General features: G+C 40.0%; 14 protein-coding genes. All 14 read left to right on the top strand.

All coding sequences use genetic code 11. From position 1 onward, the window contains the following. Positions 1-3 precede the first annotated feature (3 nt). The 14 genes from ACZ5C4_RS12700 to ACZ5C4_RS12635 all read left to right on the top strand — a co-directional run bounded on the left by ACZ5C4_RS12700 (position 4) and on the right by ACZ5C4_RS12635 (position 16,174). Entirely contained in the window at positions 4-915 is a 912-nt protein-coding gene (locus tag ACZ5C4_RS12700) for a sugar phosphate isomerase/epimerase family protein (RefSeq protein WP_186877246.1), read from the top strand. Between the two features lie 13 nt (positions 916-928). Next, positions 929-2,053, top strand: coding sequence for a PfkB family carbohydrate kinase (locus tag ACZ5C4_RS12695; RefSeq protein WP_464521323.1), 1,125 nt, complete (start codon positions 929-931; stop codon positions 2,051-2,053). An 18-nt stretch (positions 2,054-2,071) separates the two neighbouring features. After that, positions 2,072-3,223 (top strand): Gfo/Idh/MocA family protein, encoded by a 1,152-nt coding sequence (locus tag ACZ5C4_RS12690; RefSeq protein WP_464521322.1) that lies wholly within the window; start codon positions 2,072-2,074, stop codon positions 3,221-3,223. Positions 3,224-3,252: 29 nt separating this feature from the next. Then, on the top strand, positions 3,253-3,963 hold the full coding sequence (gene deoC, locus ACZ5C4_RS12685) for a deoxyribose-phosphate aldolase (RefSeq protein WP_464521321.1): 711 nt from the start codon (positions 3,253-3,255) through the stop codon (positions 3,961-3,963). Positions 3,964-4,373: 410 nt separating this feature from the next. Further along, positions 4,374-5,378, top strand: coding sequence for a LacI family DNA-binding transcriptional regulator (locus tag ACZ5C4_RS12680; RefSeq protein ID WP_464521320.1), 1,005 nt, complete (start codon positions 4,374-4,376; stop codon positions 5,376-5,378). A gap of 121 nt (positions 5,379-5,499) precedes the next feature. Continuing rightward, complete coding sequence (locus ACZ5C4_RS12675) at positions 5,500-7,185, top strand: sugar phosphorylase (RefSeq protein ID WP_464521319.1); 1,686 nt, start codon at positions 5,500-5,502, stop codon at positions 7,183-7,185. 92 nt (positions 7,186-7,277) lie between these two features. After that, complete coding sequence (locus ACZ5C4_RS12670; RefSeq protein ID WP_464521318.1) at positions 7,278-8,591, top strand: ABC transporter substrate-binding protein; 1,314 nt, start codon at positions 7,278-7,280, stop codon at positions 8,589-8,591. Positions 8,592-8,604: 13 nt separating this feature from the next. Next, positions 8,605-9,504 carry a carbohydrate ABC transporter permease gene (locus ACZ5C4_RS12665; RefSeq protein WP_464521317.1) on the top strand — a complete coding sequence of 300 codons (900 nt, stop codon included), beginning with the start codon at positions 8,605-8,607 and terminating at the stop codon, positions 9,502-9,504. Beyond that, positions 9,494-10,330: a carbohydrate ABC transporter permease gene (locus ACZ5C4_RS12660; protein ID WP_464521316.1), complete on the top strand. Its 837-nt coding sequence runs from the start codon at positions 9,494-9,496 to the stop codon at positions 10,328-10,330. Before ACZ5C4_RS12665 ends, ACZ5C4_RS12660 begins: the two co-directional genes overlap by 11 nt. Continuing rightward, positions 10,331-11,827: a sulfatase gene (locus tag ACZ5C4_RS12655; RefSeq protein WP_464521315.1), complete on the top strand. Its 1,497-nt coding sequence runs from the start codon at positions 10,331-10,333 to the stop codon at positions 11,825-11,827. Between the two features lie 52 nt (positions 11,828-11,879). Continuing rightward, positions 11,880-13,217, top strand: coding sequence for a sulfatase family protein (locus ACZ5C4_RS12650; protein WP_464521314.1), 1,338 nt, complete (start codon positions 11,880-11,882; stop codon positions 13,215-13,217). Between the two features lie 24 nt (positions 13,218-13,241). Beyond that, on the top strand, positions 13,242-14,306 hold the full coding sequence (locus ACZ5C4_RS12645) for a zinc-dependent alcohol dehydrogenase (protein WP_464521313.1): 1,065 nt from the start codon (positions 13,242-13,244) through the stop codon (positions 14,304-14,306). A gap of 13 nt (positions 14,307-14,319) precedes the next feature. Further along, positions 14,320-15,111 (top strand): sugar phosphate isomerase/epimerase family protein, encoded by a 792-nt coding sequence (locus ACZ5C4_RS12640; RefSeq protein WP_464521312.1) that lies wholly within the window; start codon positions 14,320-14,322, stop codon positions 15,109-15,111. Positions 15,112-15,124: 13 nt separating this feature from the next. Beyond that, a complete protein-coding gene (locus tag ACZ5C4_RS12635) occupies positions 15,125-16,174 on the top strand; it encodes a Gfo/Idh/MocA family protein (RefSeq protein ID WP_464521311.1) in 1,050 nt (349 codons plus the stop codon). Positions 16,175-16,177: the final 3 nt, after the last annotated feature.

The raw sequence follows: 16,177 nt of genomic DNA, 5'->3' as shown, positions 1-16,177 counted from the left end.
ATTATGAGACTTGGATTTTTAAGCTCTATCGTACCAGAACTTACGTTTGAGCAAGTGATTGATTTTGCGGCAGAAAATGGATTTGCCAGTGTAGAACTGGCATGCTGGCCATATGGAAAAGCTGCGAGAAGATATGCAGGGGTAACGCATATTGATGTGGACAGTCTGGATGATGAAAAAGTTGCATATATTAAAAAATATACGGAGGACAGAAATGTTGCCATTAGCGGATTGGGATATTATCCGAATCCTTTGTCTTCCGATCCGGAGACAAGAAAGATAGCGATTGAGCATATCAAGGCATGCATTACCGGTGCAAAGAAACTGGGAGTTCCAGTAGTAAATACATTTATAGGAAAAAACAGGACTGCTGACAACGAAAAGAACTGGGAGGAATTTTTATCCGTATGGCCGGATATTATCGCATTTGCTGATGAACAGGGTGTGAAAATCGGAATTGAAAATTGCCCGATGTATTTTAGAGATGAATGGCCGGCAGGAGATAATCTGGCGAGCAATCCAGCTTTTTGGAGAAAGATGTTCGCTGCAATCGAAAGTGACAATTTCGGACTGAACTACGATCCGTCTCATATGGTATTGCAGAGAATGGATTATCTGAAGCCTATTTATAATTTTAAAGATAAATTGTTCCATTTCCATATTAAAGATGTGAAATTCTATCAGGAAAAATATGATGAAGTAGGACTTTTTGCACCTCCGCTGGAGTACCATGCGCCGAAGCTGCCGGGGCTGGGAGACATTGAATGGGGCAAAGTAATTGCGGCATTGAATGATGTACAGTACAAAGGGGATGTGATTATTGAAGTAGAAGACCGAGCATATGAGGACACGCTAGAAGACCGTCTGGAGTCTATTTTGCTTTGCAAACAGTTTATGAACCAATATGTAAGATAAAAAGGTGAATTATATGTCGGACAACAGATTATTACAAGATGTTGAAAGAAAGCTAAAAGAAAAAAATCCCGCTGCGCTCCGGATGCTTATGGGGTTTGATGGCTTTGTGGATGAAGTTATACATGTCGTGGGAAAACGCTATGACAATGAACGGTATGAACGGCTGAATTATATGGAGGAATATGGCCGGAAAATTTGTGATGCGGCAGGATTAAGCTTTAATATAGAGATGCTGCCAGTTCAGAGGAAGCTTGGAGGAAACGGGCCGATTATGGCAAATTCCCTGGCGGCACATGGATGTAATATTACATATATAGGCGCGTTGGGAAAGGAATATGTTCATCCAGTATTTCACGAACTGACCCAAAAGGTCAAAGCGGTTTCTATCAGTAATCCAGGATATACAGATGCGATTGAGTTTCTGGACGGAAAAATTATCAGTTGTAAATTAGAACCATTAAAAGATGTAAACTGGAAAAATATAAAAGAAAAAATAGGCGTAAAAGCTCTTGCAAAGCTCATAGATGAGAGCGACTTAATCGGTTTTGAAAATTGGACGTTAGTGGTAGGAACATCAGATATATGGAAACATATTATCTGTGAAGTCATTCCAGAGATGGAAACCCAGGACAGGAAAACCTTATTTGTAGATTTAGCAGATCCTGAAAAAAGGGACAAGAAAGATATTTTAGAGGCATTGAAATATCTGGAACAATTTGAAACTAAATTTGAAACAATTTTGGGACTGAATGAAAAAGAAGCTTATGAAATTGCAGAACTGTTTGGAAAGGAAAAGGCACAGTTTGCGGATGTACTGGAGACGGTTACATTTTTGTGGGAGAATATACACATATCTGCGGTTGTAGTTCATCCTGTAAAACAGGCGTGCGTAGCAGGTAAAGAAGGACAGTTCCTTGTGGATGGTCCTTATTGTGAATCCCCGAAGCTTACAACAGGAGCAGGGGACAATTTCAATGCGGGTTTCGTATTGGGAAGAATGTTAGGGCTTGGATATGAAGAAGCACTTATTACGGGAGTAGCGAATTCTGGATTTTATGTAAGGAATGCAAGGAGCGCTTCCTATGAAGAACTTCAAAAGTTTATTGCTGACTGGAGCAGAATGAAAGAAGCATTGTAGAGTCAAGGAGGAAAATATATGGATAAGATTAAAGTAGGCATAATTGGAACAGGCTTTATCGGACCGGTACATGTAGAAGCTGTTCGGAGACAGCCGGATACAGAGGTAGTTGCACTTTCTGAAATTAATGCGGAGCTGGCGAGAAAAAAAGCAGACGAGCTTGGGATTGAGAAAGCTTATGGGGATTATAAGGAACTCCTTGCAGATAAGGAAATTGACGTAATACATATCTGTACTCCAAATCATCTTCATTATGAAATTGCGAAGGAAGCTGTTCTGGCAGGAAAGCATGTAGTTTGCGAGAAGCCTCTTGCGATGAATACAACAGAAGGAAAAGAATTAACAGAGCTTGCAAAAAAGAATCACGTTATCTGTGCAATGCACTTGAATTGTCGTGCATATCCGTTAATACAGCAGGTAAAAGAGATGGTTGCCAGAGGAGATCTCGGAACAATTTTTGCAGTAAATGGTTCCTATCAGCAGGACTGGCTGTTTAAGGAAACAGACTATAGCTGGAGATTAGAAAAACAATTCAGCGGGGAGTCCAGGGCGATTGCAGATATTGGAACACATTGGTTTGACACGATAGAAACTGTAACAGGCTTAAAGACAGAAAAAGTGTGTGCGGATTTTGCTACATTTTATAAAACAAGAAAGAAACCATTGAAACCAGTGGAGACATATTCCGGCAAAACATTGGAGCCTAGCGACTATGAAGATGTTCCGATTGATACAGAAGATTATGCGACAGTGCTGATTAAATTTAATAATGGCGCACATGGCTCTTTTACAGTAAATCAGGTTGCGGCGGGAAGAAAGAATCGGCTGTATTTTGAAATTTACGGCAGTAAATGTGCGGTTGCATTTGACAGCGAAGAGCCAAATCAGCTCTGGATAGGAAACAGGGATGGCAATAATGAGATTATGATGAAGGATCCTTCCTTGTTATACCCTGAAGTAAGAGAGTATAACAGCTATCCGGGAGGACATTCGGAAGGTTTTGCCGATACTTCAAAACACACAATCAGGAAGATCTATGAAGCGATCCGTGCGGGGAAAGCTGTAGATACAGATTATCCGCAGTTTGCTGACGGTTACCGTGAACTAGCTCTGTGTGAAGCAATTGTAAAATCAGCAGAAAAAGAGGCATGGGTGAAGATAGAGGATTAAAAACATACGAATACAGGAGGATATAGAAAATGAAACCAGTTAAAAAAGCAAGTGAAATGACGACAAAGGAGCTTGCAGCATATATTGATTATTCTGTATTAAAGCCGGAATTTACAGAGGAAGAAATTATTGCATTGACAAAAGACGGGGTAAAGCTAGGATGTGCGACTATCTGCATTAATCCTGGATATATGGAACTATGTGAGCCATATGTAAAGGGAACAGATACGATGCTGTGTCCGGTCACTGATTTCCCATTCGGTACAAGCTCCACACAGTCGAGAGTAGAGCAGATTGAAAATGTAGCGAAGTACGACACAGTAAAAGAAGTGGATATTGTTGCAAATTTCGGATGGCTCAAAGAAGGACTGTACGATAAAGTGACAGAGGATTTAAAAGCGTGCGCAGAAGCAGTTCACAAATATGGAAGAGAAATCAAAGTGATTTTGGAAACAGATGCTCTCAATGAAGAGCAGATAAGAAAAGGGTGCGAATGCTGTGTTGAGGCAGGTGTGGACTTTGTCAAGACAAGCACAGGATTCCTCACAGGATTTGAGCTAAAAGGCGCGGCGCCGGAAGTCATTGAAATTATTATGGATCAGTTAAAAGGCAGGGCGAAAGTAAAGGGAAGCGGCTGCATTCGTACAAGAGAACATTTCTTAAAATTGATTGACATGGGAATTGACCGCATGGGAGTCGGATATAAATCCGTTCCGGTAGTGCTGGATTTAGAAAAATAATAAAGCATATTTGTGATTATATGCAGTAAATAACCGCTGTGAAGTCTTGGGATGTAAGGCTTACAGCGGTTTTTTTGTACATTTGTCCGAAGATATCAGACTATTGTTTATAAAAGAATTATTTGGACAGAAGAAATTTTGCAAAATTTTTCTTTTAGGATTAGGGTGTCAAAAGGTAACTTTTACAAAAAGTGACAAGAGAATTTAAATAAGTTACCTTTTGACACCCTAATCCTTTTAGGAAAAGATAAAGAAATTACAGAAAAGATTTGTGCTAAATATACAAAATTTATTGTGTTTTATTAACAAAATTCACTAATATTTAAAAAGGGACTTGCAAATCAATACGGAGTCAGATATAATGACAACGTAGGACAAAAGCGAAAATCGGACAGGCAGGAGGAAACAGAATGAGCAATGTTACGATTGTAGATATTGCAAATGCATGTGGCGTATCCATTAAGTCGGTATCCCGTGTGCTGAATAATAGCCCGAATGTTAGTGATGCGATGCGTGAGAAAGTAATGAATGCAGTGAAAGAACAAGGGTATCAGGTAAATATGCTTGCAAGGGGACTTAAGGGCTCACGTACCAATATTATTGTAGTATTTGCAGAGAGACATCATGAAGAACATTTAAGCATATGGCACAATATTATGTTGAAATATTTATTTTCTTATGCAAAAAAATGTGCGATGAAAATAGTTCTTTCTCCATCTAACAGTGAAAAATTTGAGGAAGATGAAACGGACGGGTTTTATCTGATTGCTAACGGTATCGCAGATGGTGCAATTCTTTTAGAAAATGTGTTGCATGATGCAAGAATTGATTATTTTGAAAAACATGATATTCCTTATGTAGTGTTTGGGGAGCCTGAGGATGACAATATTCCTTATGTTAGTCTGGATAATTTCTCTGTGGGATATACAGGAGGAAATTATTTGACGGAGAAGGGATTTGAAAAAATAGCCTTTTTTATAGGTGAAAGAAAGTTTTTATCTACACAGCACCGTATGGATGGATTTGAAAAAGCTATGTTCGAAAGTAAGAACAGAAAATATAAGATTTATACGGGAATTGATACTTTGGAGAAGGCTTATAGAAAAGCAGTTGAGGTGATTGAAAAATCAGATATTGAGGCTTTCTTTGTTTCAGGAGATGAAAGAGCTTTAGGAGTGTATCGGGGTATCTATGAGAAGGGGCTCTCTATCCCAAAAGACATTGCTGTACTGGGAATTGATAATATCACATTGGGAGAATATTATTACCCCCCAATCAGTACAATTAATCAGGATTTTGAGATAATGGCGAAATGCTGTATTGACTATGTAATTCAAAGAATCGAGAAAACAGACGGTATGCAGGCAAAAGAATATAAATTTCCATGTAAGATCGTGGAGAGAGGCTCTTTATAAGTACCTATGTAGGCAGAACAGAGAATATAAGGCTTGTTCAGATAGTGCAGATAAATTATCTGAACAAGGTAATAAATAATTTTTTTAGCAAAAAATGACAACGTTGACATAAGGAGCAAAAATGAATATAGAGTTGGAGAAGAAGATACAAAAAAGGTTAAGGGGTATATATGGTGACAGTATAAAGGAAGAAAAAGCGCTGGCAGAGATTAAGGGAAAATTATCCCAATATCATGCAGAAACGAAACCATACAAAAGGACATTTTCTGAAAAGGACTGTATATTGATTACTTATGGAGATTCGATTGTAGACGAAAAAAACTCTCCGTTGAAAGTGTTGCGGAAATTCTTGGATAGATTTGTGCAGGATGCGATTAATACCGTACATATACTTCCTATGTATCCCTATACTTCAGATGACGGGTTTTCTGTAACAGATTATAGAAAAATAAGTACAAAATTAGGAGACTGGAAAGATATAGAGAAATTAGCAGTATCTTATCATTTAATGTTTGATGCGGTTATCAACCATGTATCGAAAGCAAGCGACTGGTTCAAAGGGTATCTGGAACATAAGGAACCATATAAGGAATTCTTTATAACAAGCGATCCGAATGCAGACTACAGCAAAGTGATCCGCCCGAGAACCTCTCCTCTGCTTACGGCGTTTGATACGGCGAGAGGACAGAAATATGTGTGGACAACCTTTAGTGAGGACCAGATAGATTTGAATTATCAATCTACGAAACTTCTTGCCGAAATTATAGATATTTTGCTTTTATATGCACAAAAAGGTGCATCTTATATACGGCTGGATGCTATTGGATTCATGTGGAAAGAAATAGGGACAAACTGTATGCACCTAAAGCAGACACACGAGATCATTAAATTGTTTAAAGATATTTTCAGGGTGTATGCACCGGGAACAAAGATTGTAACAGAGACAAATGTTCCACACGAAGACAACGTCAACTATTTTGGGGAAGGAGGAGATGAAGCGGATATGGTATATCAGTTTCCTCTGCCGCCGCTTACTCTTTATACACTACTCACCGGAAATGCGGAGATCTTATCCGACTGGCTTGAAGGACTTACTGTACCGGATAAACAAGTGACATTTTTTAATTTTTTGAGTTCGCATGATGGTATAGGAATTAGACCTACAGAAGGGATTTTAACAGATGATCAAAGACAGATTCTTGTGAACAGTACTTTGAAAAACGGAGGTGCAGTTTCCTACAAAGATAATGGCGACGGAACAAGAAGCCCCTATGAATTGAATATCAATTACCAGGATGCTCTTGCGGGACCGGATGAATCTGATGCTGAAAGGATGAAAAAATTCCTAGCGGCAGAGACAATACTTTTGTCTTTGCAGGGGATACCGGGGATTTATATCCACAGCCTTCTGGGTTCCAGAAATGATTATTACGGAAAGAGTATATCCGGTATCGCACGCAGAATTAACAGAGAAAAACTGGATTATGGGTATATTGCAGAGCAGCTAGAGAAAGAAACAAACAGGAAAATTATTTTTAAAGAGCTCATACGACGACTGAAAATAAGACAGAAAGAGAGTGCATTTTCGCCGCTTGCAGGCCAGGAGGTCGTCCGAATCTGTCCGCAGGTGCTGGGATTAAAACGGAACAACGTAAAAACAGGTGAACAGATATATGTATTAGTGAACGTTTCAGGAGAGGCCATAGATATAGAAAATAGTGAATTGTATGGAATAGAGCTTATATCTGAAAAAAGTGTGGAAGGGAAAATACAGCTAGAACCATGGGATTGTGCTTGGATACGATAGTAGAAGAAAATTAAGCAGGAAGGGAGGGCAGAGAAAATATTGCTGTAGATAGTAACCAAAAAATAAAATGATAATTTAGGAGGAAAAGATTCATGAAAAAAAGAGCAAGTAGAATTATTGTAATGATTATGGCGGTTTCTATGTTAGCCGGTTGTGGAGCTGGTGCATCAAATGATTCCGGAAAATCAGAAGATGGTAAAGTAACAATTGAATTCATGCATGATGAGGCCGAAGAAGATCGAATGGCAGTATATGACGAGATCATAAAGGACTTTATGGCAGAAAATCCAGATATTGAAGTAAAGCAGACGGCGATATCAGAGGATGGATTTGAAGACAAAGTAAAAACTTTGATTTCAGCCGGAGAAATGCCTGCTATTGTGGCGGGGTCTACATCTCTGATGCAGTTGTTGGATGGAGAAGAAATGATAAATACTAAGGCAAACAAAGAAGTTGTGGAAGAGAGAGGAAGAGACAACTTCTATGAACAAGTATTATCGCTGCTAAATGCACAGGACGGTGAGGGAATGATAGGGGTTCCAATTTCAACCTGGGTGAATGGAATTTGGTACCGCAAAGATCTTTTTGCCGAGAAAGGACTGAATCCACCTCAAACATGGGAGGATATCCTTACAGCCGCAAAAACATTCCATGATCCAGATAACAAAATGTATGGAATTATGTTTGGAACAGAAGAGGGAGCAATTGCCCAGAACAATTTCGAGTTATTTGCAGGCTCTAATGGAGCACAGTTATTTGATGAGGAAGGAAACGTACAGTTTACTTCACCGGAAATGAAAGAGACAATGGAATTCTATAAAGAACTATATCAGTATTCTCTTCCAGGCTCTAATGGGACTACACAGATTCGTGATGCTATGGTAGGTGGAAACACAGCAATGTGCGTATATTCAAGCTATATTTTGGCGCCTCTCTATAATGCAGAAATGGGTGAAAAAATTGGATATTGTGTTCCTGAAAATACACAGAAATCAGTATACTCATCTCCATCGATTTACACAATCTCCAATACGATTTCTGATGAGGAAACGGAAGCTGCTAAGAAATTTATTTCTTATATGTTGACAGATGAAGTAAATATAAAAGTGCTGCACATTGCACCGGGAGGTCCACAGCCAGTTATGAAATCTGTTGCGGAGAATCCAGAGTATAGAGATGCTGATGTACTGCAGGTATATGGTGAAGAGATAGATAAAATAGCAGATGCTTTGAATTACATCAACGTATTTGGAACACAGGACGGAATAACCAATTCACATATTGGAGCAATCAGCAATTCTATGATTATCAGTAAAGCAATTAACCAGATTTTAGTACAGGATCAGGATATGGACGAAATGATGCAGATTGCACAGGAGGATATGGAGAAAGAAATAAGCAGATAGAAGGAGAAAACAGATGAAGCGGTGGAAGAAAAAATCTCCATTAACAATGAAGAAAAAAGAAAATATACTGGGTTTTCTGTTAATTCTTCCAGTTATATTATTGATTGCATTTGTAGTTTTGTACCCCATTATATATAACGTAAAAATCAGTTTCTTTGATGTAGCATTAAATCCGAATAAACCAGACATTTTTATAGGATGGGAAAATTATATTGACCTTTTGACAGATAAAGAGTTTTATAAAGTATTAGTTGTAACAATTCTGTTTGTGGCGGCTACGGTTATTTTATCAACGGCACTTGGTCTTGGAGTCGCACTGCTGTTTAACAGAAAGTTCCGTTTTAGGGGAGCAGCCAGAGCTTTAGTAATGCTTTCCTTTGTGACACCAGCTGTATCTTTGGTTTATGTATGGAAGTATATGTTCAATGGACTGTATGGAATTGTGAATTATGCGCTCGTAGATGTTCTTCATATACTAGAAACAGCACCGGCGTGGTTTGACAATATTGTATTTGCGTTCATATCAGTAGTAATATTTGATACTTGGCGTTTATATCCATATGCATTTATGACAATACTGGCAGCACTACAGACAATTGATACATCGCTGTATGAAGCAGCAAAGATTGACGGAGCAGGCGCGTGGGCGCGATTCCGCTATGTGACACTTCCAGAGATTATGCCAACAATAGCAACAATAGCTACTCTGAGAATGATATGGAATTTTTATAAATTTGACGAAATTTACCTGTTGACACAGCAGCTGCCGGTAATAGGGGTATATCTATATAAAACCTCCTTCGCATCTAATGATTTTGGAATGGCGGCAGCAATTACAGTCATATTGTTTGTAATTGTCATGAGTCTTGTATTCTTGTTACGAAAGGTGGTGTTTAAGAAAAATGAGACGTAGAAGGATAATAAATGTACTCTTAAACTTATTAGTTGTAGTGATATTGATCGTGACACTCTTTCCGTTCTTCATTATGCTGACCACGGCCTTGAAAACAGATGCAGCATCCGTAGCTTATCCGCCTGAATTATGGCCTAGTGAAATAACGCTTCATCATTTCAGGGATATTGTAAATCCAATGGTATTTCCATTTTTTAGATACTTGTCAAATAGCTTGCTCATAGCGTTTATTACAGCCGTTGCATCAGTAATTATATGTAGCCTGGGAGGATACAGCTTAGCAAAATTAAACTTCTTTGGAAAAAGACAGATACACAATGTGACATTAGTTGTGTACATGTTTTCTGGTATTCTTCTAATTGTACCATTGTTCCAAATTTTTAATTCAATAGGATTAATCGACAATCGTTTTGCTGTAATACTCGCCTGTCTGGTATCCAGTATGCCGGCGGCACTGTCTATGCTGGTTTCTTACTTTCAAAAAATACCGGACTCTATCGAAGAAGCGGCACGCATCGACGGGTTGAATAGAGTACAGGTGATTTTTAAAGTGGTAATGCCGTTGTCAGTACCAGGAATTATGTCCGTGTTTTCCTATGTGTTTATGCAGGCATGGAATAATTTCCTGTTTGCAAATACATTCCTTTCTTCTATGGAAAAGCAAACATTGATTATTGGTATGAGAAACTTGTTCACATCACAGGACTATGTCTGGGGAAGAATGATGGTAGCATCGCTTCTGACAGCAATTCCGGTAATTATTGTGTTCTCCTTAGTGGAACGGTTTATTTCAGGAGGAAGACTGGATGGAGGAGTAAAAGGATAAATGAAGGTATTATTTATTGATATTGATACACTGCGTCCGGACCATTTGGGCTGTTATGGATATGGCAGGAATACGTCGCCTAATATTGATTCCATTGCAGATGAAGGAGTCTGCTTCGATAATTATTACTGTTCGGATGCCCCATGTCTGCCTTCACGCGCTGCCTTGATTACAGGGCAGTGCGGAATAAGGACGGGAGTTGTAGGACATGGTGGAACGGCAGCAGATATGCGTCCCTGGGGACCAGAAAGAGAATTTCGGGATGTAAGAAGTATGGGAAGTCTGTTTACGCAGATGCGCAGAGCAGGGTTGTATACGATTTCTTTTAGTTCCTTCCCAGAACGACATACAGCATGGTGGTTCAATGCAGGATTAAATGAATGTCATAACTGCGGCGGTGTGGGGCACGAATCGGCAGAGGCGGTTACTCCGTCAGTCCTGGAATGGCTTAAAAGCAATGGAAAGAAAAAAGATTGGTTTTTGCATGTACACTATTGGGATCCACACGGACCTTACAGAACACCGGAGGAATTCGGCAATCCATTTGAAAATACTCCTTTACCAGACAACTGGATAGATAAAGAACGGTTTCAGGAGCATCTACAGCATGTGGGGCCTCATGGGGCAAATGAAATTTACATGTGGAATGATAAGGCGGATCCTAATTATCCCAGATATCCAGGAAAATTAGAGAATCTCAAAGACGTAAAATATTTTATCGATCAGTATGACTGCGGTATCAGTTATGCTGACCAACATGTAGGAAAAATTCTTTCTTTATTGAAAGAGATGCAATTATATGATGAAGAGCTTGCAGTAATTGTCACATCCGATCATGGAGAGAATCTAGGAGAATTTGGAATTTATGGAGAGCATGCTACAGCGGATATAGCAACAGGACGCATTCCGATGATTATAAAGTGGCCGGGCGGCTTAAAAGGTATACATGACTTTGAACTGCACAGTAATATAGATTTGCTGCCTACTTTAAGAGAACTACTAGATATAGAAAATAAGCCGGCTATGTTTAAGCATATGGAAATACCAGAAGGACATTATGACGGAAGTAGTTATGCCAAGACAATTCGAACAGGAGAAAAGGCAGGGAAAAAGGGAGTTATCATAAGTCAATGCGCACATGTATGCCAGAGAAGCGTCAGATTTGATGAATATCTCTATATCAGGACGTACCATGGAGGGTATCATCTGTTTGAAAGAGAAATGCTTTTTGATGTACGCAAAAGTACACATGAATTGGAAAATATAGCAGAAAAATGCCCAGAGCTTTGCGAAAAGGCTGCAAAGATACTTCTGGACTGGCAAGACGATATGATGAAAAAATCCCAGTATCAGATCGATCCTTTATGGACCGTAATGAAAGAAAATGGACCGTACCATATACACGGTCAATTAGATGCATATATAAAAAGGCTGGAAAACACACCGAGAAAGTCAAATATAGAAGAACTAAAAAAGCGGTATAGTACAATGCTGTAAGGCTGGTTTCACTTTTAGTTGTAAGGAAAGGGCGGCGTGAAAGGGTAAGAAGATGGAAAAAAAGAAAAATGTAATTTGGATTGTGGTAGATCAACTGAGGGCGCAGGCACTTGGAATCAGCGGAGATGTCAATGTTCACACCCCTAATATTGATTTTCTTGCAAGAAACGGGGCAGAATTTACAAATGCAGTTTCAGGAATGCCGTTGTGCTGCCCCTTTCGCGGCTCTATGCTGACAAGTGAATACCCGCATAAATGCGCTCCAGGGCATGATATGAGGATGCCGCAGCGCCAGACGATTGCAGATGTTTTTAACGAGAACGGATATGACACATGTTATATTGGAAAATGGCATCTAGATGGAGGTCCGGTGGACGGAGAACGCGCGGGAACTCATTTCGTACCGCGCAAAAGGCGCGGCGGATTTCAGACATGGCTTGGATATGAGAATAACAACGCTCAGTTGGATTGCTGGCTACATGGGCATGTACAGGAAAGAGAAGTGGATATGTTCCGAGTAAAGGGATATGAAACGGATGCTTTGACAGGAATTTTTCTAAAGTATCTTGAGGAGAAGAAGCATAAAACGACTCCTTTTTTTGCGGTATTATCTGTACAGCCTCCGCACAACCCATATGTTGCTTCCCCTAAATTTGCCAAAATCAACCCGGGGGAGATTCAATTTAGGAAAAATGTGCCAGAGGTAGATTATATACGCAAGCAGGCAGCAGAAGAGCTGTCAGGATATTATGCAATGATTGAGCAGATAGATAATAATGTGGGGAAAATATTAGAAAAATTAACAGATTTAGAGATAATAGAGGATACCCATGTCATATTCTTCAGTGATCATGGCGATATGCACGGATCACATGGACAGTTTAGAAAAACAACGATCTATGAAGAGGCAATAAAAATTCCATTCATTATTGGGGGAGAAAATCTGGGGGGACATGAAGTTGCCAGAAAAAGTGGAAAGGTAGAGGAGGTATTCATCAACCATGTAGATATTGCTCCAACTACATTGGGACTTTGCGGAATTAGCAAGCCAGACTGGATGAAAGGGTATGACTATTCTTCCTTCCGGCTTTTAGATAAAGAAAGAGCAAAAGGATATCCGGACAGCGTTTATCTTCAGTCTGTGGTTCCTACCGGGCACCATGACAGTGTTAATAAAGCATGGCGTGGAATTCTGACAAAGGAAGGCTACAAGTACGGCTGCTTTGAAGGGACTGACTGGGTACTCTTTGATTTGAACAGAGATCCTTACGAACAGGTGAATCTTGCACATAATGATAAATATAAAGTACTGCGGCAGAAAATGAAAACAAAGTTAGAAAAGTGGATTGCAGAAACCGGTGATGTGTTTCAGCTTCCAGCGGAAAAATAATATATAAACGAAGGGAGAACAGGAATGAAAAAATTAGTGGCGACAGCGCCCAGAACGGCTGAACTGAAGGAATATTCAGACAGAGATATAAAAGAAAATGAAGTAAAAGTGAAGGTAGAATTTGCAGCGCCGAAACATGGGACAGAGCTGGCGGATTTCCGTGGAACTACCCCGTTTATTGACGGTAGATTTGATGAGGAATGGCGGATATTTAGAGAAAGAGAGCAAGGAGAGCCGAGAGGAATTGAATTTGGGGATCTGCCTCTTGGAAATATGTTCGTAGGTACAATTATTGAGAAGGGAAGCCAGGTAACAGATTACGAAATCGGCGACAGAGTATGTTCTTACGGTTCTATAAAGGAAACACAGATTGTAAACGCGGTTGACAATTATAAACTGCGCAAAATGAGTAAAGATGCTTCTGCAAAAAATGCGGTCTGCTATGATCCGGCACAATTTGCACTCAGCGGAATCCGAGACGCGGATGTACGTCCTGGAGATCGTGTCGCTGTGATTGGATTGGGAGCGATTGGACTGATCGCGCTGCAGTTTGCCGCGAAGATAGGGGCGGAAACGGTGATCGGGATCGATCCGATCAAAAAACGAAGAGAGATCGCTTTGAAAACAGGAGCAGACTATGTACTGGATTCTGCGGCATGTGATACCGGATTAGAGATAAAACGGCTGACAGGAAAAGAAGGAGCCGATGTAATTATCGAAACGAGTGGGAACGTACACGCACTGCAGTCAGCGTTAAAAGGGCTTGCATATAATGGGACGATTGCTTATGTAGCATTTGCAAAGCCTTTTCCGTCAGGGCTATGGCTGGGACAGGAAGCACATTACAACTATGGAAAAATTATCTTTTCTCGTGCGTGCAGTGAACCGAATCCAGAATATCCGCGCTGGAACCGAAAACGGATTGAAGATGTATGCTGGAAACTACTGATGAATGGCTACTTAAACTGTGAAGAGATCATCGATCCTGTGGTACCATTCAAAGACTGCGCAGAAGGATTTTGTGAATATGTAGACAGGCATCCCGAGAAAAGTATTAAAATGGGTGTCGAGTTTTCTAGAACAGAATAGAGGAGGAATGGATATGCTGTTGGGAACACAGGATAAGGATTTTTTTCCAGTTGAAATAAAAGAAAAATTCTTATTTATAAAGGAAATAGGGTTTGACTGTTTCGAGATTGATGGAAAACTTCTTGTGGAAAATATAGAAGAAGTAAAAAGAGCAATTGAAATTTCTGGTCTTCCAGTGAGTTCTGCCTGCAACGGCTGTAGAGGCTGGATAGGAGATTTTATTGAAGAGCGTAGAAAAAACGGCGTGGAAGATTTAAAAAAGATGTTGCATGCTTTAGCAGAGGTAGGAGGGAATGGCTTTGTAGTGCCGGCGGCATGGGGAATGTTCTCTTACAGACTGCCGCCTTTGGTGTCTCCTAGAAGCAGGGAAGGAGATAGAGAAGCTTTGTTTACCTCTTTGTCGGAGCTGGATAAGACGGCGCAGGAGACAGGTACGTATATTTATCTGGAACCATTGAACCGCTATGAAGATCATATGCTTAACACGCAGCAGGATGCGGTGGATATTATAGTAAAAGGGAAGTTTAAGAAAGTGAAAACGACATTTGATTTTTACCATATGTCTATTGAAGAGAATGATATATCCGATTCAATCAGAAAATATAGAAATTATATCGGACATGTGCATATAGCAGAGAATCACAGGTATCAGCCGGGAAGTGGTTCGATAGACTGGGAGCGACATATAAATACTTTAAAGGAAATTGGATATGAAGGTCCGATAATTAATGAAGGAAGAGTCAGAGGAGACAATCCGCTGGAAGCTTATCAAAAATCTGTAGAATTTATGCGGCGATATATTTAGAGGAGACAGATAGATGAAACATTTAAGAATGGCGCTTATTGGAGCAGGACAGATAGCAAAGGTAACACATATTCCCAATTATATATCAATGCCGGAGGTAGAATTGGTGGGAATCTGTGATGTCCGGTTAGAAGCTGCACACAAAGTGGCAGATACATTTCATATTCCGCATTTTTTCGACTCGAGTACAAAAATGTTAAGAGAACTAAGACCAGATGCGGTAACAGTCTGTGTTCCAAATAAATTTCATTATCAGACCGTAATGGAGGCTTTAGACAGAGGATGCCATGTGTTTTGTGAAAAGCCGCCGGCTATTACAGTAGAAGAGGCAGAACAAATGGAGAAGAAGGCGTGCGAAAAGAAATGTTTGTTATCCTATGGATTTCATCTGCGAAGCAGTGAAGAGGTACAATTTCTGCATCGGGCGATAGAACAGAACATGTTAGGAGAGATCTACCATGTGGAGGTGAAGTGGAGGAGAAGACGGGGCATTCCTGGATGGGGAAATTTTATCGACAGAGAAATACAAGGAGGAGGGCCTCTGATAGATATAGGAGCGCATGTATTAGACAGCGCATTATACTTGTTGAATTACCCTCGTATAGAGTATGTCTGTGCGACCTCCAGCAGTCGTATAGGGAAAAACTATCACAGTGGGTTGATGGGAGAATGGAAGCCGGAAAAATTTACAATAGAGGACGCGCTGTTTGGATTTGTGAAGTTTAAAGATGGACGCAGCCTGGAGATTCAGACGTCTTTTGCCCTGAACCAGAAAGAGAGGGACATTAAAAATATTTTACTGTATGGAGATAAATGTGGAGCGCAGCTGTTTCCTTTAGAAATGTATGGGGAAGAAGCGGGGCACCCCTATGATAAAACATATCCTTTTATTGGGCAAAAGGATTTGCACATGGAACTGGACAGAAATTTTGTGCAAGCATGTTTAGGCAGAGAACCCCTGCTTGTAAAACCACAACAGGGTACGTATATTCAGAGGCTTATAGGTCTTTTGTATGAAGCAGCAGAGACAGGGCTGCCTGTTCTCTTCGGGGGGATGGAGTAAAGA

The sequence above is a fragment of the Mediterraneibacter flintii genome (genome assembly GCF_055387595.1).
Note: the sequence above shows the minus strand (reverse complement) of the source record. Positions and strands in the feature narration are given on the sequence as shown.